The 22,187-nt window shown below is 31.6% G+C and carries 23 protein-coding genes; 14 read left to right on the forward strand and 9 right to left on the reverse strand.

Annotated elements, in window-relative coordinates:
- From ACHRVL_RS08105 to ACHRVL_RS08170, 14 genes are all read left to right on the forward strand, one after another.
- The gene (locus tag ACHRVL_RS08105; RefSeq protein ID WP_395411736.1) at positions 1 to 714 is read left to right on the forward strand and encodes a hypothetical protein; all 714 of its coding nucleotides are present in this window, start codon (positions 1 to 3) and stop codon (positions 712 to 714) included.
- Positions 715 to 727: 13 nt separating this feature from the next.
- Entirely contained in the window at positions 728 to 1,159 is a 432-nt protein-coding gene (locus tag ACHRVL_RS08110; protein ID WP_395411737.1) for a GPW/gp25 family protein, read from the forward strand.
- A gap of 147 nt (positions 1,160 to 1,306) precedes the next feature.
- Positions 1,307 to 1,693: a type VI secretion system tube protein TssD gene (gene tssD, locus ACHRVL_RS08115; protein ID WP_012025247.1), complete on the forward strand. Its 387-nt coding sequence runs from the start codon at positions 1,307 to 1,309 to the stop codon at positions 1,691 to 1,693.
- 133 nt (positions 1,694 to 1,826) lie between these two features.
- Entirely contained in the window at positions 1,827 to 2,219 is a 393-nt protein-coding gene (tssD, locus tag ACHRVL_RS08120) for a type VI secretion system tube protein TssD (RefSeq protein WP_395411739.1), read from the forward strand.
- Between the two features lie 20 nt (positions 2,220 to 2,239).
- Positions 2,240 to 4,096 carry a phage baseplate assembly protein V gene (locus ACHRVL_RS08125; RefSeq protein ID WP_395411741.1) on the forward strand — a complete coding sequence of 619 codons (1,857 nt, stop codon included), beginning with the start codon at positions 2,240 to 2,242 and terminating at the stop codon, positions 4,094 to 4,096.
- 2 nt (positions 4,097 to 4,098) lie between these two features.
- Positions 4,099 to 5,616: a hypothetical protein gene (locus tag ACHRVL_RS08130; protein ID WP_395411743.1), complete on the forward strand. Its 1,518-nt coding sequence runs from the start codon at positions 4,099 to 4,101 to the stop codon at positions 5,614 to 5,616.
- Between the two features lie 2 nt (positions 5,617 to 5,618).
- The gene (locus ACHRVL_RS08135) at positions 5,619 to 6,209 is read left to right on the forward strand and encodes a hypothetical protein (RefSeq protein ID WP_395411746.1); all 591 of its coding nucleotides are present in this window, start codon (positions 5,619 to 5,621) and stop codon (positions 6,207 to 6,209) included.
- A gap of 81 nt (positions 6,210 to 6,290) precedes the next feature.
- Positions 6,291 to 6,875, forward strand: coding sequence for a hypothetical protein (locus ACHRVL_RS08140; protein ID WP_395411747.1), 585 nt, complete (start codon positions 6,291 to 6,293; stop codon positions 6,873 to 6,875).
- A 112-nt stretch (positions 6,876 to 6,987) separates the two neighbouring features.
- Complete coding sequence (locus ACHRVL_RS08145) at positions 6,988 to 7,449, forward strand: hypothetical protein (protein WP_395411749.1); 462 nt, start codon at positions 6,988 to 6,990, stop codon at positions 7,447 to 7,449.
- Between the two features lie 354 nt (positions 7,450 to 7,803).
- Positions 7,804 to 8,232, forward strand: coding sequence for a hypothetical protein (locus ACHRVL_RS08150; protein WP_395411752.1), 429 nt, complete (start codon positions 7,804 to 7,806; stop codon positions 8,230 to 8,232).
- 11 nt (positions 8,233 to 8,243) lie between these two features.
- Positions 8,244 to 8,843, forward strand: a complete 600-nt coding sequence (locus ACHRVL_RS08155; RefSeq protein WP_395411753.1) for a hypothetical protein — start codon at positions 8,244 to 8,246, stop codon at positions 8,841 to 8,843.
- A 101-nt stretch (positions 8,844 to 8,944) separates the two neighbouring features.
- Complete coding sequence (locus ACHRVL_RS08160) at positions 8,945 to 9,502, forward strand: hypothetical protein (protein WP_395411756.1); 558 nt, start codon at positions 8,945 to 8,947, stop codon at positions 9,500 to 9,502.
- Positions 9,503 to 9,857: 355 nt separating this feature from the next.
- Entirely contained in the window at positions 9,858 to 10,541 is a 684-nt protein-coding gene (locus ACHRVL_RS08165) for a toxin-antitoxin system YwqK family antitoxin (protein WP_395411758.1), read from the forward strand.
- Between the two features lie 613 nt (positions 10,542 to 11,154).
- Entirely contained in the window at positions 11,155 to 12,984 is a 1,830-nt protein-coding gene (locus tag ACHRVL_RS08170; RefSeq protein ID WP_395411760.1) for a type VI secretion system baseplate subunit TssF, read from the forward strand.
- Between the two features lie 59 nt (positions 12,985 to 13,043).
- Here the strand turns inward: ACHRVL_RS08170 and ACHRVL_RS08175 are convergent, their stop codons facing one another.
- The 9 genes from ACHRVL_RS08175 to ACHRVL_RS08215 form a co-directional block, all read right to left on the reverse strand.
- Entirely contained in the window at positions 13,044 to 14,828 is a 1,785-nt protein-coding gene (locus ACHRVL_RS08175; RefSeq protein WP_395411762.1) for a cytochrome-c peroxidase, read from the reverse strand.
- 69 nt (positions 14,829 to 14,897) lie between these two features.
- The gene (locus tag ACHRVL_RS08180) at positions 14,898 to 16,379 is read right to left on the reverse strand and encodes a hypothetical protein (protein ID WP_395411764.1); all 1,482 of its coding nucleotides are present in this window, start codon (positions 16,377 to 16,379) and stop codon (positions 14,898 to 14,900) included.
- 162 nt (positions 16,380 to 16,541) lie between these two features.
- The gene (locus ACHRVL_RS08185) at positions 16,542 to 17,168 is read right to left on the reverse strand and encodes a PolC-type DNA polymerase III (protein WP_395411765.1); all 627 of its coding nucleotides are present in this window, start codon (positions 17,166 to 17,168) and stop codon (positions 16,542 to 16,544) included.
- 2 nt (positions 17,169 to 17,170) lie between these two features.
- Complete coding sequence (locus ACHRVL_RS08190; protein ID WP_395411766.1) at positions 17,171 to 19,093, reverse strand: DUF294 nucleotidyltransferase-like domain-containing protein; 1,923 nt, start codon at positions 19,091 to 19,093, stop codon at positions 17,171 to 17,173.
- A gap of 178 nt (positions 19,094 to 19,271) precedes the next feature.
- Positions 19,272 to 20,045: a TerC family protein gene (locus ACHRVL_RS08195; RefSeq protein ID WP_395411768.1), complete on the reverse strand. Its 774-nt coding sequence runs from the start codon at positions 20,043 to 20,045 to the stop codon at positions 19,272 to 19,274.
- Positions 20,046 to 20,069: 24 nt separating this feature from the next.
- Positions 20,070 to 20,441: a DNA topoisomerase IV gene (locus tag ACHRVL_RS08200; RefSeq protein ID WP_395411770.1), complete on the reverse strand. Its 372-nt coding sequence runs from the start codon at positions 20,439 to 20,441 to the stop codon at positions 20,070 to 20,072.
- A gap of 180 nt (positions 20,442 to 20,621) precedes the next feature.
- The gene (locus ACHRVL_RS08205; protein ID WP_395411772.1) at positions 20,622 to 21,197 is read right to left on the reverse strand and encodes a DUF1572 family protein; all 576 of its coding nucleotides are present in this window, start codon (positions 21,195 to 21,197) and stop codon (positions 20,622 to 20,624) included.
- Positions 21,198 to 21,309: 112 nt separating this feature from the next.
- Positions 21,310 to 21,882 (reverse strand): pentapeptide repeat-containing protein, encoded by a 573-nt coding sequence (locus ACHRVL_RS08210; protein ID WP_395411774.1) that lies wholly within the window; start codon positions 21,880 to 21,882, stop codon positions 21,310 to 21,312.
- 79 nt (positions 21,883 to 21,961) lie between these two features.
- Entirely contained in the window at positions 21,962 to 22,183 is a 222-nt protein-coding gene (locus tag ACHRVL_RS08215; protein ID WP_395411776.1) for a DUF6095 family protein, read from the reverse strand.
- Between the last annotated feature and the right edge of the window lie 4 nt (positions 22,184 to 22,187).

Below are 22,187 nucleotides of genomic sequence, written 5' to 3' on the forward strand. Positions count from 1 at the left end.
ATGTCAATTCCTGAATTAAATCTTTCATTAGGCTTAACAGATAATAAAGGTTCCGTTTTTTACGCCGGAGATGGGGAAGGAGAGGTTGTAGTAAGAACAGATTCAGCTTTAAAACAGCATACTATCAGTATCGTAATTTCTGAAAAGCAGATTGGAACTATAAATTTAAAAACCAATTTAGGAGAGTCAAAAGTTCCTGCTGAAATCGAAATTCCAACCTATCAAATGATAGTTACAGATGATAAAACAGAAGAAAAAGAAATTTATAAGGTAACTCGAGATACCTATTTTTTTAAAGAGCAAAAAACAAAAAAAGGTCTGTGGAGTTTCTTAGGACTCAAATTTTTAGAAACAAAGAATTTTCTATTCGAAAATATTGCTTTTGAACCTTTAAGAGAAGCTGTTGAAACTTATGATGTTTCAAAATACAGAAAATTAAGCCATGACGAGTTAACATATACCTTTCAAAACGAAGAGCAGCATATTCAGGTTTTTGCTGGTGATGTTAACCATCTTAAAATGCAAAAAGGAACAAGTTATTTTGTAATCGTTGATGAAAACAAAGGACAGCGTTTTATTGGAGACATTTTGTATCGTGAAAAATTTTTGAAGCTTACACCCAAAGTAAAACTTCATATTATAAAACGAAAAACGGTTTCTAAAGCTGTAGAAACTAATAAACAAGGACAAACAGAAAAGCTGATTTACATTTAAAAAGAACACAAAGATGAAAGGAGCTTTTTACAAACTGCCCATTGATTTTAATGCAATCGTTCAAAAAAAAGAACTTGAAAAAACATCAATAGAACATTCGATAGCGCAACAGATAATATTATTAGCCACAACCACTTTTGGAGAATGCAAATTTGACGAAACTTTTGGGTCGCGAATCTGGGAAATTGATTTTGATTTATTGATGAATGAAAATGAATTGAAAGAAATCATTTCAAAAACAATGAAACAATCATTGCTTTTGCATGAAAATAGAATTAAGGTAGTAGAACTTGTAGTAGAATTGACAGAAAAATTCTTTTTTGTTGATAATGTGCGAAGAACTAAAAAAAAAGTTGACATAATTATTACAGCAACTATCAAAAGTACCAATAGAAATTTTGATTTCCGAGGCTATTTTTTTGTTGGTCCACTGTCTTATCAATAATTTCTTTGTAAGAAAACCTCATTATGAGCTTTGTAATCTGCAGTTTTAAATTTGTAATATTAATTTTAAATATTTATAATTAAAAGTAAGAAATAATTTATATATTTACAATATGAATAAATAAATTAATAACTAAAAATTTTTATTATGTCGTTTTTAACATCATTGACAGTTGCAGGAAAAGATTACAAAGTGCTTAACGTAAGTTATGATTTAGCTCAGGAAACAGATGCTTCTGGGCGTCCTTCTACGGTAACACGTGGAGGAAGAATCATGATCGAAGTAGAATCAACAGGAAGCACTGAATTGTTTGAATGGATGACTAACAATTTCGAAAGAAAAGACGGGTCGGTAAAATTCATTAAACGTGATTCAAATGCTACTCTGAAAGAGTTGAAATTTACAGAAGCTTACATGGTTAAGTACAAAGAAAACTTTGATCATAACAGTGAGAATCCGTTAACGGAGACTTTTATGATTTCTGCTCGTAAAATTTCGATGGGCGGAGGCGAGTTTGATAATGCTTGGGTATAATACTTAAAGACTTTATCAAACTTGATTAAGCTTGAAAACTATTAAAGGAAGTCTTTTTAAAGGACTTCCTTTTTTATTATCTAAGCGACCAATCAGGTCAAATTTTTTCAATCAAAAATTAAAAAATATAAACATGAGTTTTTTAGCCAAATTAGAATTAGACAATGAGATTTTTAATGTTTTAGAGTTTGATGTTCATTTTACTCAAAATGTAGACAATAATGGAAAACCTGCTAATAAAACAAAAGGCGGGCAAATAAAGCTGGTGGTAGAAAGCACTCAAACTGATTTGTTTTCAGATTGGATGGTATCTCAGACCAGTGTAAAAGATGGTAAAGTAATTTTTTACAGAAGAGATGCCATGAGCACCATGAAAAATGTGACTTTTAAAAAAGCATATTGTATATCATTTCGTAAAAGTTTTAAAAGTGAAGGAACAGTTCCTATGATCACCGAAATTTTACTTTCATCAAATGAAGTGAAAATAGGCAATACACTTTTCGAGAATAACTGGAAAAATATATAACCCTTTAAAAGCAAATCAAAATGGCATTACAGACAGTTACCACCATTAAAGTTGGCGGAATCAGCATTTCGAATTTCAGCAGTTTAGAAATTATCCAGACTATTCACGACCATCACAGTTTTTCATTTGAAGTAAGGCAGGATTTATTGGTAGAAGAATTAAGAAGCGTTATGCCTTTTTCACAACAGCTGTACGGTGAAAAAATAAGCATTGAGATAAAACCTATAGACGGACTGGAAGACTTTATGATAGGGGCAGATCCCAACGATTATGTCTTGCAGTTTTATGGTGTGGTAACCGAAGTCCAGCTGCAGAAATCCCGTATTAAGGATATGGAAGAAACTATTCTGATAAAAGGAAGCAGCTCTACCATAGTTTTAGAAAACGGACCCGAATGCAATTCTTTTATCGGCATGCCTTTGGCCGATATTGTAAATAAAGTAAAAGAAGGTTCTGACATTGATATGGATGTAAGGCCTTTTTATAAAGATAATCTGCCGTATACAGTGCAGTACAATGAAAGTAATTTCAGCTTTTTAAACCGTTTGGCCAAAAGAAACGGGCAGTGGTTTTATTATAACGGACGCACTACCGTTTTCGGCACTCCCGGAGGAGTGGGCGGACAGCCAGAATTAGTCTATGGCGTAAACATGCAGGATTTTAATTATACTATGAAATTAATACCTGCCATGTTTAAAACCATAGAAAATGACAACCGAGAGGGAGAATACAGAACCGACGAAACCTTAGAATACCGAAAAGAAACCGACGGATTTCAACAGAACTTTTTAAATAAAGGCAACAAAGTTTTTAATAAAGAAACCGTAATACAGCTTAACCAGAACCCTGTTGGCGGATACGCGAGAACAACTTCAGAAGAATACACCAAAAATAAAATGCGTGCCGTTTTAAGTCGATTGATGGAGGTTACAGCATCAAGCGAAGTTCCCGGCATTACTATAGGAAACAAAGTAAGAATTAGCGGTGTCGATATGCAGCTCGAGAGCGCTTATAGAGTTACCCATATCAGACATATATGTGATGATGGTGGAGGCTACGAAAACCAATTCACTGCCATAAATTTCAACAATTCGGTATTTTCAGCAGAAACAGACCCAGATTTAGTGCCATACTGCCAGAGCCAGACCGCTGTGGTAACAGCAAACGCAGACCCTGACGGACTCAGCGCTGTACAGGTGCAGATGCCATGGCAGGAAGCCAAAGGACAAACTACTCCTTATATACCATTAATGCAAAACTACGGAGGCGATGCCAGAGGCTCTCACATTATCCCCGAAATAGGCGATACGGTTTTTGTAGATTTTCAGGGCAATAATGCCGAACTGCCTATTGTAGTAGGAACTATGACCAGCAGAAAAGAGAAAAGCGGTTATAGTACGCCGAATAATGATATAAAGGCAGTAATGCATAGTCGAAGCGGAAACAGAATTATTACTGATGATGATACAGGCGACATAACAATAGAAAGCCAAAAAGGCGAAACAATTGCCGTGATTCATGGAGACGGAAACATTAGGTTTAAAGCTCCTAAAAATATAGAATTTGAGGCAGGTGAGGATATTGTTATGACGGCAGGAAGAGATATAACATCTAGTGCGGGACAGGATATTTCAGAGACTGCAGGAGTAAATCATACAAGTAAAGCAGGCGGAATTATGACACAAAGCGCTGTTGGAGATTATAATCTTACTGCATTTGATATAAATGAATCTGCCGTAGGAAAAAGAAATTCCCATGCTGAGATTATACAAGAACAGGCAGGTGCTATTCAAAAACACGCAACAGATGATAATATTAATGTACAGGGACAGAAAAAAATAAGTACCAATTCGGGTGAAAATTCTAATTTCTTTTAAATATGAGTGAAGGAAGAAAAATAACCCGTATTATTTTAGGCGAATCTAATTGGACTTCTAAAGGCGATATGAACATAATTGCCACAAAAGGCGATGTTACTTTTTCAGCAGCCAAAAAAGTTAATTTTCATGGTGTTGAAGAAGGTGTTCACGTTGGTGATTATGACTGGCAAGAAGAAAATGATAAGTTTTTTGCAACAGGATGGTATACTTATGATTATGAAGGCGAGAAATATTTGAAGAGAGATTCCAGAGGACCGAAAGCTTCTTTAGACGAGACCATTTATTTTCATTTAAATGTTAGTAATAAAGTACCAACAGGTACCGAAATTGTTTTCCAACTGTGGGATTTTGATATGTTCTTGTTTCATGATTGTTTTAATCCTGATGATGATAAGTTTAATGGAAAAAAAGTTTTTGTAAAAGGAAAAGTTAGGGAAGTAAATGGAAAAAAAAGAATAACGATTGAATTGCTTCTTGATCCTGCATGGAGTGATGATATTGCAGCAGAAAAAGGAATGCTGACCGATGGCTGTTTAGATTTTTATTGGAAGTGGAATTATAACGGCATCGAATGGAATTCTGAAAGATTTTTGTTAAGAGTTTATTTTTCTGAAAAAACACTAATAATAAAACCCGCTTACAGAGATTATGGTTTCCCTGAAATACGAACTGCAGATGGTAATATTGTTGTTTTCTCGGCAGGAATTGGATTAATTAATGAATCAAATAAACTTTTAGAAAGTGAGCTTCAAGAGATAAAAAACAAACTAAAAAGTGAGTTTTATGGAAGTGTTGGTGAAGTAGTGCAAAAATACAGAGACAAAGTACAGCATACTATTGCAGTTCAACAGCTTGAAAAAGGTTATCTAGCAAATAATTTAGGTAAAATAGAATTTAGCCGAAGGATATATACAAAACCAGTTTTTGATAACAGCGGAGACCTCTACACCATTACTAAAGCTGCTAATTTTGGTTACAGAAAAGAAGGCAAACTAGTTACTACAAAAGGAATAAGCCAGTTGGATTATTTTAAAGACGTTGGTCTTTTTAACAAAGTGGCCAATGCCTCGAGAGATTTGGTAAGTATTTTTGGTTTTTCTGATGTACTTAAATATGCTATGGATGAACATCCGGAAACAATAATGATAGGTTTTGCGCCTGCAGATTTTTTAATGGCAGTAGTTGCACCAGAACTGTTAGAGTCAATAAAAGAATCTTGGGATATTCCAGTTCATGATTTGGCCGAAAAAGCTAAGGATAAAGGGATTAAAGGGATTAATGAATTTTTGCAAAGTAGTGGAGGAAAAGAAAAACGTTATGCATTTAAAATGTTTAAAATAAATCAAACGACTTTGAATAAATTATTTCGAGGTGATTTTAAAAATTTAGAAGATATGATAGCTTTTTATTCCAAAAATCAATCAGAGTCTCAACTATATGATGTTTTTTATTATAAAAAAAATGATGAAGTTGATAAAACGACTAAAATAATAATCGATTGTATTTTTATAAATTAATTATGATGAAATATTTTATATATATGTGTGTTGTAACGCTCCTTATAAGTTCTTGCAAAAAAAAGGAATCATATTTTTTAAGGGAAGTTGTTTCTAACGAACAAGTCTTATTGGCATTAGATTCTAAAAGGTCACCATTAAAAGATAGTTTGCTGATAAGCTTGCCAAATGAATACCAAATAACAATTAATAATTTGAATTTAAAATATTTAGATATTGATTATTTTATAAATAAGAAGTATTTAAGTATGGTATCTGAATATATTGTATATGATAAAGCTAGTAATAAGCCAATATTTGATTTTAAACCATACTTAATGTCTAAGAACACCTTTTCGATTGTTATTAGAGAGAGAAATCATTTAATTTCAAAAAATGATGCTCAAGAATTATTAACAAAGTATAATAAAAGAAAATCTTTGAGCAATTTAAAAAATGGAGATACTATATACTTAATTTCCTATGATAAATTTAGAAAAGATAATATTAAAATTTTAAAGGAATTAAGAAGAGTTGATGATAAAATTAGAATTACTACAAGTTGTAAAGGAGAAGAGTTTTTTAATTCGCATGATTTTAAAATACATTGGTAATAAAAATTAAAAAATAAAGAGCTTTTGAATATATATTAAGCTATGAAGCACATCTATTTGTATTTTTTTACATGTTTTTTGATGTTATCATGTAAGAAAAAAAATCCTATCGAAGTAAAACAGATTAGTACTAATGAAAAAGTAACTATTGAAGGTAGTTACATTGAGGAAAAAACTTTGAAAAGGTGTTTTTTATTAAGTATTCCTGTTGAATTTGAAATTACAATAAATTCAAGCATTAATTCTATTTCTTGGATTTATTATATAGATAGAAGAGTTTTAGATAAAGATTATTTTGATTTTGAGGTTTATAATAAAATAGATAAAACAAAACAAATTTTTAAAATTGTACCAAAAGATTCTACTGATACTATATTTCCGATAAATCAAAAAATAAATTTATTAATCAAAAATAAAAGACATCTATTGTCTGAACAAGAAACAAAGGAATTATTGAAAAAGTATCATATTTTCAAGTCCATAGACAATTTAAAATCAGGTGATATTATAGAATTAGTATCATGTGATAAATTTAGAGAAGATAATAATGAGCCAATTAATGATTACGAAAAATCGGGAGACAAAATTTATTTTCTTGCGAGAATTCGTGGTCAGGAAAACTTTCGACTTCGTCAGAGAGTAGAATGGTACGATGTAAACATGTAGTTTCAATTAATTCTTTATAAGTAAGTTTAAAGGTAAAACCTTATTTAAATGAAAAGTAAAGAAACAAAAATTAAATAACGATGAAATTCTATAATTTAAAAAAAGAAGTATTGTGTTAAAAATAATTATTTTTTTATACCATAGCAATCATAGTATAGGTTGGGTTGGTATAATTGTTTCACTTTTTATAGCTTTTATTTTGAGGGGAATTGCTAAAGATGAGGAGAATAAATTAATAAATGAGGGTGAAGAAGCTCGAACTAGACTTAGAAAAATTGGGAAAAGAATACATGTTAGTTATAATGAGCTTGAGATAAAAACAAACTGTTGGGTAGAGGAGGTTGAGGTGGGGACTGGTAGAAATTCGCATAATGAATATGTAGATGTGAATCTTAATGTGTTAACTCTTACAAAGGTATTTGATAATGTTCATTTTAGAGAAGAGTATAGAATAGATATGGAACCTGAGATACTTCGAATGAAACTAGCAATACAAAAAGAATTAAGTTTTTATTATGATCCAAATAATGTTAAAGATAATTTTTTAGATTTTGAATTTCTTTTTGATAATTAGAGAATAATGCCACGCCCCGATAGCCCTGCTACCGTACGAATCCTTTCGTGTGGCTATATGCTGAAAGTCGCATATAGATTAGAAATATATAGTAACACAAAAAGAAAGTAGAAAAAAAGTTTATTGTATTTGCTGTTTTAAGCGCAACGTGCCACACACGAAGGGATTCGTTTGAGAGCGAGTGCCTTTTTAAAGAAAAGAAAAATAAAGACAGAAGTTTTCAATTTTCTTTCATCAATAATTATAGATAATTATTATGTCCTCGCTCGTATAACACCCTGATGGCGCTGATATATCTAAACTTTACAATAGCGCGGATTTGTAATCCGTGCCCACAACAGTTTGACATAATAGATGTTACTAAAACAAAGTACAAACCAATCTTTGCGGGCACGGATTGCAAATCCGCGCTATCGGGATGCTGTGGTTTATCCGAGTATTAGTAAACCTATTGAAAAAGTATGGGATGATATTGTTGAGTATGACGTTGAAAAAGCTAAAGATAAAGGCATTCAAGGTATTTATGAGTTAGCACGTTCTGAAATGTTTAATACAGATAAATATGGAGATTATAAGTGTTTAGAAATTGACCAAAAAATATTAGATAAATTATTAAAGGGTGAAATTAAAACTTTAAAAGAGTTGACTGATTTAAAAGAAAAAAATTATATAGAAAGTAATTACGACAAAAGTCAATTTATATTCACCTTATTGCATTACACAAAAGAAGATGAAAACACCCATAAATATTTAACATACATAGATACTATTTTTATAAGCTAATAAACAGAACCATGAAAACAAGACATAGATTTTTACTTTTAATTCTCTTGTCATTATTTATCTCTTGCCAAACTAAAGAACCTATAGAAGTTAAACAAATAGATTCAAAAGAAATGGTAACACTTATACCAAGTTTGAAAAATCCTTCAATGACAGACAGCGTAGTTTTAAGTATTCCTACTGAATTTAGAATTATTATAAATTCTTCTAATGTGGGCTACATAGTTTGGCGTTATCGTGCAAATGGAAAAGTTATTCTAGATGACATTACTGATTATCAGGTTTGTAATAAAAAAAACAAATTAAAACTAATTTATAATTTAAATTTTGATGAAATCCCTAAGGACGAGTTTATCGATATAATTATTAAAGAAAGAAATCGCCTAATTTCTAAAGATGAAGCTAATAATCTACTTAAAAAGTATAAAATTAATAAGTCAATTGATTATTTAAAAATTGGTGACACTGTAAAATTGGTAACGTATGATAAATTTAGAATTGAAAACAAGGATATAATAAATAGTTTAAAAAAAGTCCAAGATTCAATTGATTTTAAGGCAATGAGAGGTAAGGATGAGAATTTTTATACTTCAAAAAAAATAAACTGGTAAAAGGCTACATAAAATTTATCGTGCTACTAAACAGAATTAAAAACATCAACTTTGCAAAATATAGTAACATATTTTGCAAAATAAATTAAAGACTAAAAAATATGAAATTTATAATTGCATTCGTGTTTTTAACACAACAGTTCGTTTTCTCTCAAGAAAAAAATATTAATTTCTTCCCCTTAAATCGTGAATTTGTTCATGTTAGTATTAATTCTATAACCTTTAAGGTCAATGTTCTTGGTAGCAAATACAAGAATCGCTATGATCTTGCCCGAGATACAATATTAAAAAGTGGAAATTACATAATTACAGACGGTGATTTTTTTTCAAAATTTTCAGTAAATAAAGTTGGCAAAGTTGATGGAAAATTAGATCAAAAATTTATGGAAAATGGTAAAATATATACGATTAAACACATAGTTAGTAATGGTTTTATAAGTAAATCTACACTCTATGATTCAACAGATAATATGATTAATGACAGTGATATTTATTATTGTGAAGATACAATAGAGATAATAACAATTTCCGCAAATGGCGATAAAACAATAACAATTGAAACTCCTGACAAAACCGAGATTAGAAAATATGATAGAAATGGTACTTTTTTAGATGAAGAAATATGGAATAAAGCTGGAATAGGTGGTCCTGGTAAATAGATTACTAAAAAGAAATTTTAAGAACTTTAATTTAAAATTTGGAGATAGAATTAAGTTGATCCCTTTAATCAATTAATAAAGGAAATAAAAAAACTTGAAAAATTAAACTATGTTAATAATTCTTTAAAGTCACTTTGAATTAAGGATAAGTTCAAACCCTGATGGCGCTGATATATCTAAACTTTACGATAGCGCGGATTTGTAATCCGTGCCCACAACAGTTTGACATAATAGATGTTACTAAAACAAAGTACAAACCAATCTTTGCGGGCACGGATTGCAAATCCGCGCTATCGGGTAATGCGTAGTGATATGCAAAATTATATAGATACATAGTTGTAAAACCGAAAAAAAAATGAAACGAAACTTAATATTTTTTATTCTAATGGTAATATTCAATATTTCTTGTACATCTATTAATTATCCAAATCATCCAAAATGGCTTTGTAATAACAAAATTGCCTGTAAAAGACATCCTATTTTGTTAGAACCTATAAAACCAGAATTTACTAGAAATTATAATAATTATAGTAATTATATATATGAAGATTTTCCGAATGAAGATATAAAATATGGCAATATATATAATCAAGATGTGTTTGATGAAGGAGGAGAACGTTTTGGAAAAATAGTTAACAGCTACAAACAAGGCAAATGGCTAAGTGGCGATGCTGATTTTGATAAAGATGGAAATGTCTACGCTAAAGGAAGAATATGGAGAGAAGAATATTTTAAAAACGGATTAAGAGATAGTGTTTTCAGACAGTTCAATAATGATGGTAAAGTTATCTACGAAACCAATTTTAAAAAAGGAACCGGTCTCTGGAAAGAATTTCACAGCAATGGTGTATTGTATTTTGAAATATACACCAAAGACGGCTATTTTACAGACACATTGAGACTGCATGACGACAAAGGAAAAATTATAGGAAAGAGGCTTTATATAAAAGATTCATTGGTGTATGATGAAGGTCTTCCTTGTTTTCCTTATCGACCTCAAAGTGTTAAGAGTGATGGTTTAAATATGAAATCAGATTAGAATTATGCAGGTTTATATTGAAAATTGCATGAAAATTCCATGCAGATTTTATAAGGCAAGTTCTAGTAAAAAAGCACCCCGCTCCCGCACGAATCCTTTCGTGTGGCGGTATGTTGGTAAAGTCTAGTTTTTAATAAAAGAGGAATGATTAAAAAGCTTATTTAATTTCCAAATGAAAGAATAAGTTTTTTCTTGTAATTGTTTTTGACTGCAAATAAAACATGCAAAATATTAACAAAATCCATAAATGAAAATAAAATTTATCATAATTGCATTTCTTTTATGCAGCTGTACACATAATAAATTTTCAGGCTATGTCTATGATTTTGATACTGGAAAACCTATTCAAAATGTTGTTGTAAACATCAATGATAACAGTACAAAGACTGACAGCATTGGTTATTTTGAGATAGAAGTAAACTCAAATTCTAATTGTACTATAAATTTAAAACGGCAGGGTTATGTTATTAAGACTGTGTTTCGAAAACCAGATTTTCGGGAGAAAAGTAAAAATAGTAAGCCGAAAAAAAATCCCATTTATATGTTTAAGAGCGATAGTGACCTCTAAATAAAATCATTCAGTAATTCTAAACAAGTTTAAAGAAGTTAAGCAATGAGACAAGAACGAATAAAAGACAGAGTATTAAAAAGAGCAGCAAGATCATGGGGATTTTCAGATGTTGAAATGGAGACATCGTTTGATCCTGTAGTGTCTATGATGCTAAATGCATTATCATATGAACTTGAAAAAGTAGCTCATGAACTGGAAGATTCAAAAACTCGTATTGTAGAAAGAGTTTTAGAAATTATGTTTCCAGAAGTTGTTTCGGGAGCAAAACCTGCAAGGGCGGTTGTGCATGCATTTCCAACTGAGAATAATAGAAAAACTTCTCTGCAAAATCAAATGCTTGTAAAGCGAAGGATTCATAATATTTACAATCCTCTCGAACCTATAATAAAGGAAATAGTACTCTCGCCAACACTCGAAGTAAAACTTGCGCCTTGTAACATTGCTTATATAGCTTACGAGAGAAATATGTTTAAAATTTCGAATCTTTTTTATAAAGATGCTGTTAAAGATTATAAGCATACATTGCCGGCAGGAGAAATCGTTTTAGGTATTGAGTTAAATGATGAGAATGTAGAATTGGAAGATTTAATGCTTTACATAGACATTAAAAATACCCATCAAAAAGAAATGTTTCATTATTACTTAAAACAGGTAAAATGTTTTTATGACGATATTGAAATTAAAGTTGAAGAAGGGTATAATGTACCTTTAAACAGCTTAGATATTGATAATATAATAAATCGTAATTATTCGCATCTCAATGAGATCATGCAGGAAATTAACGAATATTATTTTGATAATTTCTATACGTTAAAAGGAGGATTAAAGTATAAAAAAATTTCAGAGTATTCAAGTGAGTGTAAATATTTGGAAGAAATTACAAACAATGGATCAAAGCCAATCATTTGGATAAAGCTGGTTTTTCCAGAGTCATTGGTTCCTCAAATAATAGAGAATGTTTCTTTTACAGCAAATTGTTTTCCAGTAATGAATAAAAAGCGCCATTCTTTAAGTATGGGCTTAGGTAATTTTCTTTCATATGTGGCTTTAGAAACAGGAAATAATATTTATCTCGATATCGAATCAGTAATAGACCCTCTTAATAATCATTACGAAATAAAAGAGTTTAAGGAAGGAGTTATAGAAGAAGGAAATGCTGTTTTGAGAATAGGCGGTGTTTCTAGATTTGATTCGAGAACTGCTTCGGAACTGCTTCAAAATCTGCTTGATCTGCTTAAAGATGAAACATCTTCATTTTCAGGCTTAGGAAAAGATTTTATGACCAGCTCATTGTCACAAATCAGTCAGCTTCTGGCATCTGTTGAACAACAGGCTAAAGAAAGTAGTTTTTTGAAGAATAATGATCCATATTTAATGATCAAGCCTAAGATTGAAAAAAATATGGAAAATTCGTTCCAAATTAACTATTGGTCAACCTGTGCAGAAGAAGGAAATGATGTTAAAACAGGAACAGTTTTAGAATCTTCAGATTTGACTTTTGTAAGTAATAGTATAACTCTAATGACCAATACAGCCGGCGGTTTAAATAAACAAAGCAATAAAGACAGAATTCTAGCGTATAGAAATGCCTTACTGACTCGCGGCAGAATCGTAACTTTTGCTGATATTAAAGCTTTTGGATTTAGTCATTTTAAAAGTTCGATTTTAGATATAAAAATCGAAAAAGGCACACGAAAAGAAATTTCTGTAAAAGCAGGTTTTAGCCGAACAGTTGATATCTATATTAAAACAAATCCTGAAGAGAAACAACATTTGTCGGATTCTGAGTGGAGCTATTTATGCGAAAGTTTCATGAAGAATCTAAAAAACAGATCTTCAAATGTGTTTCCTTATCGAATGTTTGTTGATTAAATGTAAAACGGCCAAAAAGATGATTTTTGGCCGTTTTTGTTGTGAAAATTATTTTGGTTTTACTGGTATTTCTTATCTGTGAGTGTTTTCATAAAAGCAACTAAAGCTTTTTCTTCCTTTACAGTTAGGTTCAATTTATCAAAAGGAAGCGTTTGATTTTCGACTTCGTAGCCTAAACCTTGCCCGCCGCCTTTATTGTAAAAAGAAACTACTTCTTCCAGCGTTTTAAAAACTCCGTTGTGCATATATGGAGCTGTAACTGCTGCATTTCGTACAGTTGGAGTTTTAAAGGCACCAACTAATTGCGGCATTTTATTATACAAATAGCGACCTTTATCCGGGCTTAATGTTTTTCCTGAAGCCTCATTTGGAGTTCCAATAACTTCATGCTCCGTTTTAGAATAACTAGGCGGAACTGTTCCGTTAAATAATGGCGTAAAATGACAAGTTGCGCATTTTGCTTTTCCCATAAAAAGGTTCATTCCTTCTATTTCTTCATTGTTAAGGATGTTTTTATTTCCTCTCATGTATTCATCAAATCGAGAATCAAAAGCATTTAAAGAACGCACATAACTCGCAATAGCATTTTGAATCTGCCAAGCTTCAGGTTTTGAGGTTTTTGGATACGCTTTTTTAAATAGTTTTACATATTCATTATCCAATTGAATCTTCGCATGAATATTCTCCATAGAACCGTGCATCTCATCTTTATTTTGAATAACATCTACGCTTTGCTTTTCTAAATCTAATTGGCGCATATCCCAGAATTGAGCATTTTGTAAAGAAGCATAGGTTAGAGTAGGAGTGTTTCGGGCTAAATTCGAACCCGTCAAAGAAACGTTTGTTTTTAAGCCGTCTGTAAAAGCTTTTTCAGGATGATGACATGAGGCGCAGCTTCGATCATTGTTTTTAGAAAGACCTTTGTCATAAAATAATTTTTCTCCTAAAACAGCTTTTTCTTGCGTAAAATTATATTCGTCAGAAAGCACAAAAGCGTTGACATCAAATGCATCTTTATCAAATAAAGTTTCAATAGTTGGGTTTAATGGACTGCTCTTTTTTACATTTTTAATATTTTCTTCTTTCTGAAAAGCTTTAATTTTTTTTGAAATCGGATTTAGATATTCCGTTATAAAAAAGGCCCGATTAAAAGCATTGAAATTATTGTTTTCAGTACAGTACTTCTGTGCTTTTAAAGTTAATTTCTTTAGTTTTGATAATGATGAGTTACCAGCATTAATTTTTTCAAGTGATTTTGGAATTACAATCAAACTTTCGGCGGCTTCAGGAATTGAAGATTGTAAAATGGGACTGTCAAAACCTGTAATTCCAAGTGTAATAACTCTAAAAACATTTTGTTGAATGGCGTCAAGGGCATAATCGTTACTGATTGTAATAACTTCAAAAGTGCTTTTCAGCTGTTTAATATTGGACTGAAAAATATTCAGTTCTTTGATTAAATCAGAATTGTTTTCAGCATCATATTCTGGATAAATCATTTCTTCGATAACCTGAAAACCATGTGGTTCAAATGATCTGTTTTCTTCAAGTTCCATTTCGTCTAAGGCTGGACCATTCATAAATCTCGCTGTCTCGGGTGCAAAGTATTCAATTGCCCATTCGACTTTTTTATAAGCCAGACGTGATTTTTTAAACTGTTCAACAATTTCTTTTTGTGATGAGGTACTTGTTATCAGCTTCTGAAATTTTACAATTTCATTGTTTAACTTGGTTAAGTCAACTAATAAATCTTGTTTTATGGTCGTTTTTGAAACTTCATTTTTTTGACATGAAAAGAAAAAACAAAGTGTCAAAAGTAGAAAAGTAAAGTGCTTTAATTTCATAATAGTATTGTAATAGAAACAACCCTTATCTAGAAAATAAGGGTTGTTGATAGATTTTGGCTGTATTTATTATCGTTGTACGTTTCTAATAATAACAGTTTGTCCGCCCTCTTTGTTAGTTTGAGTTCCAGAACCATCAGCGTTTTTAAACGCATCGCTCTGCCAAGTGTGAGGGTGAATATTTACAGTAAAAGTATCAGGAACACCAATGATATCAGATATATCTTCCATTGCTCCAAATTCCCAGCTTCCAAATCTCATTTCACCAGTTTGGTTGTAAAGAGCGTTCCAAGCCGTATCTGTTCTTTTGTGGTTCATGTTCAACCAAGGTTTGTTTTGTTTTGTAGCGATATTGTATTGCCAGATGTACGAATCGTGTTTAGCATCAGCATAATAGCTGTCACCATCTTCTTGAATGTAAACGAAGTTTTCAGTTACACATAAATTATCTGGGTTGATGATTCCCGTTCCTGGAGTACTGTCACCTTCAACAGCCAATTCTAAAGTTCCTTTAAGCGGATCTGCAGCGTCCATTTTTAGTTTATAAACTCTTCCCCACATTGTATATCCGTCAACAGGAGCATTGTTTGTTGCTTGACCAGTTGCTGTAAAATAAACTTCTCTGTTGTTGCTTGCACTTCCTTTTCTGTAATCTACATCTTCAACTCTTGAAAAACGAATTGCTTTTAAGTCATTAACGGTTGTATTAATTACAGCACCAGTTAAGTTTTTAGCATTCGGAATTTCAACAAACTGAACAGGATAAGAGTTGTTTAGTTTCATTGTAGTTTCTACTTGATTCCCGTCTGTTCTTTTTAAAGCATATAATTTACCATTACTTAAATCTCCAACAGTAGAACTCATATACATAATCAATTGTCCTGCACTTACGTGTGAAGTTGCGTACGATTGATCTTCTCCAATTAGGATAACAGTTTTCCCTGGATAAGCTTCTTTTGGAAGCGGAACTGCATTTTCCATACTTGCTTTTCCTAAAGCTGGTAAAACTCTATCCGTTCTGCTTTTGTCTGATGATTGTCCTAACGGGTTAATTCCATGAACCATACTTTCTTGTCCGCTTTCTCCAGCAGTTAAAAAGATAGGACCAAATCCGTGAATTTCTGGTGTTGCTAAAGTTGCAGAGCATAAACGTGTTAAACCACCAACTCCGTCAACAAGATAATCTCCTTTTACAGGTTTAAAAGTTTTGTCTAAGTAAACTCTTGAAACTGATTGAAGGATTTCGTGATTTGTAATCATAATATAACCTTCTCCAGTTGGATTTTTCATCAATCCAGCACCATCAGGCTGCGCACCGTAAACAAATTTAGGAGAATCTGGAAGAACGTCAGAACTTGCAATTAAAGTACTTATTTTAAGGTTTTCAAAACCTGTCATCGGAAATACAAAAGCAGGAACTTTTGAGTGTGAAGTAAAGTCGATAGCAGCGTTTACATCTTTTGATGAATCTTTGTCATCATTTTGACAGCTAATTACAGAAAGTCCTGTAATTCCAAGCAATGCAACTGATTTTAAAAAATTAGTTTTCATATTTGTTTTTGTTTTTTTTGATTGAGGCAAAGCTATCCTCGAAAAACAAAATATATGTTATGTTAATTTTTTCTTATTGCTAACAAATAATAAGTCAAAGATTACTAAATAGTAAATTTTTGAGCCTAATGTAAATTTTAGAGTAATAATAAAATCTTAAAATTATTTAAAAAGCTGATTTAAAGAAATTTGTTTTTTCTCTTTTAATTTTTTTACAATTTTCAAAAAAGCAATTGCGGTGATGTAAGCATCGCCCAAAGCCGTATGTCTGTCTTTTTTTGAAATATCAAATTTATCTGCAAGATCGTCTAAAGTATAATGATCTTTACGCTCAAACAAATGGGATTTAATTAGCGTTTTCTTGTATAAATGCGCCGTATCTAAAGTTTTATTAGTTAACTGTGGCAGATTGTTTCTTTCTAATGCTTTGTTAATCATTGTTATATCAAAAATAGTATGATGTGCAACAATAATAGAGTCTCCTAAAAAAGTTAAAAACTGCTGCAAAGCTTCTAGTTCACTTGGACGTTGTAAAACAAAATCTCTTAATATTCCGTGAATTTGGGCAGTCGATTTATCGTAATGATCTTGCTGAAGATAAATTTCAAGTGTTTCCTGAACAGAAATTATATTGTTTTGCAGCACTAAAGCGCCAATGCATAAAATTCGATCATTTTCATAGTCGAATCCTGTTGTTTCGGTATCCAGAACTACAAATCGCGTTTCTTCGATAGTAATGCTTTCATCGAAGAGTTCGTCGTTTTTTTTCCAAAAATTAAATAAACCCATCGTTATACTAAATTTGAGATATTAAATCGTATTGAGATAAGTTCTTGAAGTTCTTTTATAGTTTTAAAAGTACGTTTCAGTTTAATTTTTTCCATTTTCGATAAAGATTCCAAGGCAATAAATTGACCTGAATCGTGGTGCAAAAGCCCTTGTTTGGTTCTAAATTTTAATAAAGCTTTAAAGGAGTAAGAACAGGATAAATAAAGTTCTTTGTTAGTAGGTTCTAATTCTGCGAGTTTTTCAAAACGCTCTGCTGTATTGCTGATAGATTTAACAGAATGTGATAAAATTAATACTCGTGCAGCATCTGTTAAAGGCATTAAAGCTCGTCTTTTAATATCGAAATTATCTTTGTTTGCGCCGTCTTGCTCTACAAGAAATTGTCTAAAAAAGCCTGTTGGAGATGGATTTTGCAATGCACCGCTTACTAAATGAACATAAAATATTGGATTGGCTTTTAGATCTTCAAAAATAAAATCGGAGAGCTGATTTGCAATTTCGGCATCACCATACGTCAAACTATAATCAAAGAAAATAAACGACAGTAAAACCTCGTTTTTCCCTGGATTTGTAATCCAATGATGTACTTGAGCTTTCCATTCATCCAGACTCATGCACCATTTAGGGTTCGAAGCCATCATTTCGGCAGGACAGTAATCATAACCAATATCAAATAAACCTTTGTTGACCAATGCAGCAAATTTTAAAAAGTAAATTTTAGTTTCATCTTTAAAAACATCTGAAACATTTTCATATACAATGGCATTGTCTTGATCTGTATGCAGCATTTGTTCTCCTCGTCCTTGACTTCCTAGAGCCAGCCATGAAAATTTTACAGGGGGCGGACTGCTCATTTTTTCGATGCAAATTTCGATTACACGTGTTGTGCAGGCTTCATTGAGTTCTGTTATGATTTTAGAAATCAATGTCATTGGAATATTTTGATCTAAATACCCTTGAAGAAGCTGCATAATACGATTTCGGATTGGTTTTATTTCCTTCGTTTTTTTAGCTCTTTTCAAAGCTTTAATCAAAACTGCCGGGTTATTTCCAAGAGCAACCATTACATCGTGTTTCGATAAAATTCCAACTGCTTTTGTATTTACAGTTCCATCTTTGGTAAGACATAAATGACTGATATTACTTTTCATCATCGCCATTTGAGCCTCAGTAACTGTCATTTTTTTCGGATATGTAATTACTGGCTTTGTCATGATTGTTTCGGCAGTAGTCATGATCGAATAATCTCCAGTAACAATTTTATTGCGAAGATCTTTATCTGTCAAAATACCAATTGGCAGCATTTCGTCGACAATCAATATGGCACCTACTTTTTTAGTATTCATGATTTTTGCGATATCCTTTACTGTTGTAGATGGACTGCAAGTGACAATTTTTTTAGAATATTTTATTGGTGCTAAGTCAAATGAATCATTATTTGAATGGCGGTTTTCATTTAATAAATCATCATCGCCGTATAGTTTGTCTTTATGAATATCTGAATAGGGATTTCTGGTGTTCGAAGCATAACTTTCGATCAGGAAATTACCAATATTTCTATTTTCAAGGGCATAAGGTTTAAAAACGGCTATAGGAATTGCATATAGAATGGTTTCTTCGTGTGCCACGGCTTCCATAATATAATTTTCCTGTGCTAAAAGCGGACGTAATCCAAAAATATCACCTTCGTCACACATATCTAAAACAGTGCTTTTTTGACTTTTTTTGAGTGCAACTGCTCCTTTGTGAACGACATAGAAGGAATCGTGAGTTTTTTCATTTTCGGCAAAAATAACAGCATCTTTATCTTTATAAACAATAGAGATTTGTTCCGAAAGCTTTTCGAGATCCATTGGATGCAAAAAATTAAAAGGAGGGAAGTTCTTTAAAAAGTCGGCAACTCTTTGTGAAATGGTATTTTTCATACATCAGATTTGAAATCTAATGTACTATATAAAATAGAAATGTAAAAGGAACACCTGATTATTATTTTGGTTTGATTGTAAATATGCAGAGGTACAAAGGGGTAAAGGTGAAGAGGTGAGGAATGTTTTTAAAGCGACCATAAAAAAAGTCCCAAGAAATGGGACTTTGATTTTATGTTTATGCTTGTCTTTTACGGATTCTCATATTAATAAATTCAACAGCCAGTGAAAATGAGATAGCAAAATACAAATAGCCTTTTGGTACGGCACCAATATGTTCACCCGCAAGAGCAGCGTTTGATAAGTGCATACTTTCGGTAATCAGCATAAATCCAATTAAGATTAGAAAAGAAAGTCCTAATATTTGAATGGATGGGTTTTTATTTACGAAGTTTCCAACAGGAACAGCAAATAACATCATTACAGCAACAGAAATAATAACTGCAGTTATCATAATGGTCAGTGCGCCATGTACACCATTTGTCATTCCAACAGCAGTCAAAATGGAGTCAACCGAAAAAATTAAATCGATCAATAAAATCTGAACAATAACATTCGAAAATGACTTTTTTGCAGCAGTTTTAATTGTTTGTTCTTCCTCGCCTTTATGGTCAACTTTTTCGCTGATTTCTTTGGTGCTTTTATAAATTAAAAATAAACCTCCAAGGAATAAAATAACGGCTTGTCCAGTAAAATCACCTTCAAACCAGCCCCAATGAATGCTGAATATTGTCGCTTTCATGGCAATTAAATAGGAGATTCCCATCAATAAAGCAATTCGCATGAACATAGCTAGAAATAAACCTATTCGGGTTGCTTTTTTGCGATCTTCTTCAGGCAGTTTGCCCGTAACAATCGATATAAAAATGATGTTATCGATTCCTAAAACAATTTCAAGAAAAGTTAGAGTCAATAAAGCAATCCAAGCATCAGGATTTAAGAATACTTCCATATCAAACGAGTTTATTTATATTATTTAGTCAATTTTAAAAACCGTACCGCGTTGTTTTTCCTCAGAACCAACCATACCAAATTCAAAAGTATAAGAATCTTTTGTAGTGGTTAGAATTTTCATGCTGATTGCTTTTTCTTCGGCCATATTTTTTGGATGCTTTTTTTGCAGTACATATTCGCAGTCGCTCACCCAGCGAATAGTTGAAGTATCGGTTTTTCCTTCAAAAGTTTCGATTTCAATATTGTCTTTGCGTTCAAAAACCGTAGTTTTTTTTACGCCGTTTACTTCAAACTCAAATTTGAATTTTCCGGTTTTAAAATCTTTACAACTGCGCTCAGCATTATAACAGGATACCAGTGCTAATACTGGAAGTAAGAATAGTATTTTTTTCATTTTAAGTAAGTTATTTTTTGATAAGAATGGAAATAAAGAGAGAAAGTATGACTGTAATTATAAAGATGAAAATGTTTCTAGACCAATTAGATTTTGATTGCTCCTCTTTTAAATCAGTTTTGCAAAATTTAAAAATGATCCAATACAAAAATCCACCTATGTCTGATAAAAGAACATACCTCATTTCAATTTATTTAATTCATCATCGGTAAAGTTCTTAATTTCTTTCTCTTTGGCAAACTTTTCGGCATTGTAATTTCCTGATTTATTCTTTGGAATCGATAAGCTGTCCCAAGAACTGTTTTTTAGTTGTTTAGCATAAAAAATAATCTGCCCAACATGATAAGGATAATGTGCAAGTTGTCTATTTATAGCTTCGATAACGGTATGACCTTCATTTCGAATATAAATAATATCCGAAAGCTGTTCTGGTTTTAGACTGTTCAGAGCATTTTCTAGACATTTCCAGCCTTTGTTCCAAGTTTCTAAAACCTCTTGTTTTGACTGTAAATCATTTTCAAATTCTGAATCACGATTTCGCCATTCTTTTTCGCCATCAGAAGTTAAAAAGTCTGTCCATCGCGAAAGCATATTTCCCGAAATATGTTTTACAATCGCGGCAATACTGTTGGTGTCTTCGTTTGTTTCAACAAAAAGCTGTTCAGGCTCAAGTTGGTTGATCGCTTTTTCGCCAAGAGTTTTGTAATACAAAAATTGTTTCTTAGCACTTTCTAGATAAGATTCATTTGCTTCCATAATCATTTTATTTCATTAGGAATGTATACGAATTAAGATTTAATCGCTTTTGTAAGTAAAATAAAATTAGTGTAAATTAATGAAATTCGTGGCTTTTTTCGAAGCTATATCTTTATACAATTTTAATATCGTATTTATCTAAAAGGCCAACAATTCCTTGAGTTGAGAATTGTGCTTTTCGCATGGCATTAAATTCAGGATCAATTTTGTAATTGTAAGCTGTTCTAAAATCAACTGCAGCCAGTTGTGTTTCATTAAAAATAGCGCCGTCTAGATTACAATTGTCAAAAACTGAACTGGTTAAATTAGTTCCCACAAAAGTTACTTCTCTTAGAGATGAATTAATGAACTTTGTTTTTGGCATTTTTTTATTAGCAAATGAAGCATAATCTAAAGTGCATTCCTCAAAATGGACTTGAAATAAAAAATCGTCACATTCATTAAAAGCAATTCCTAAAAGTTTGCAGTTTCTGAAAGTTACATTTTTTAAACTTGTTCCTGCTAAACTTGTCATAGATAAGTTGCAGTCAATAAATTCACAGTCTAAAAAAGTATTAGAATTAAAATTACTATTCGAAAAATCACAATTTTTAAACACACAATCTTCAAATTCACGATTGTTTATTTTTTTATCGATGTAAACAACTTTTTCGAATGTTTTTTGAATGTGAATTAGACTTTCCATTTTGTGTTGGATAAATATTAAATGACAAATGAATACTTAATAGGTTCGGAGCTGTTAAGAATTGTTTACTTGACTAAAATTAGTCATTAAATATACCTTTCATAATTGTTTTCAATCCGTAGAAAATTAAAAACATAGAAGCTAAGCAAGCCGTAATTCCAATTCCTAAAACTAAATAATGCCAATTGGTATGTTGATTCATAAAAGCATTGTAAATCAATGAAGGCCCAAGAAACATTAATGGCAGAGCACCAGTTAAATATTTAATTCCTTTTCCTAATAGTTGCTTATTTGTTGCCATTTGT

Source organism: Flavobacterium sp. FlaQc-28, from assembly GCF_044007415.1.
Lineage (GTDB): Bacteria > Bacteroidota > Bacteroidia > Flavobacteriales > Flavobacteriaceae > Flavobacterium.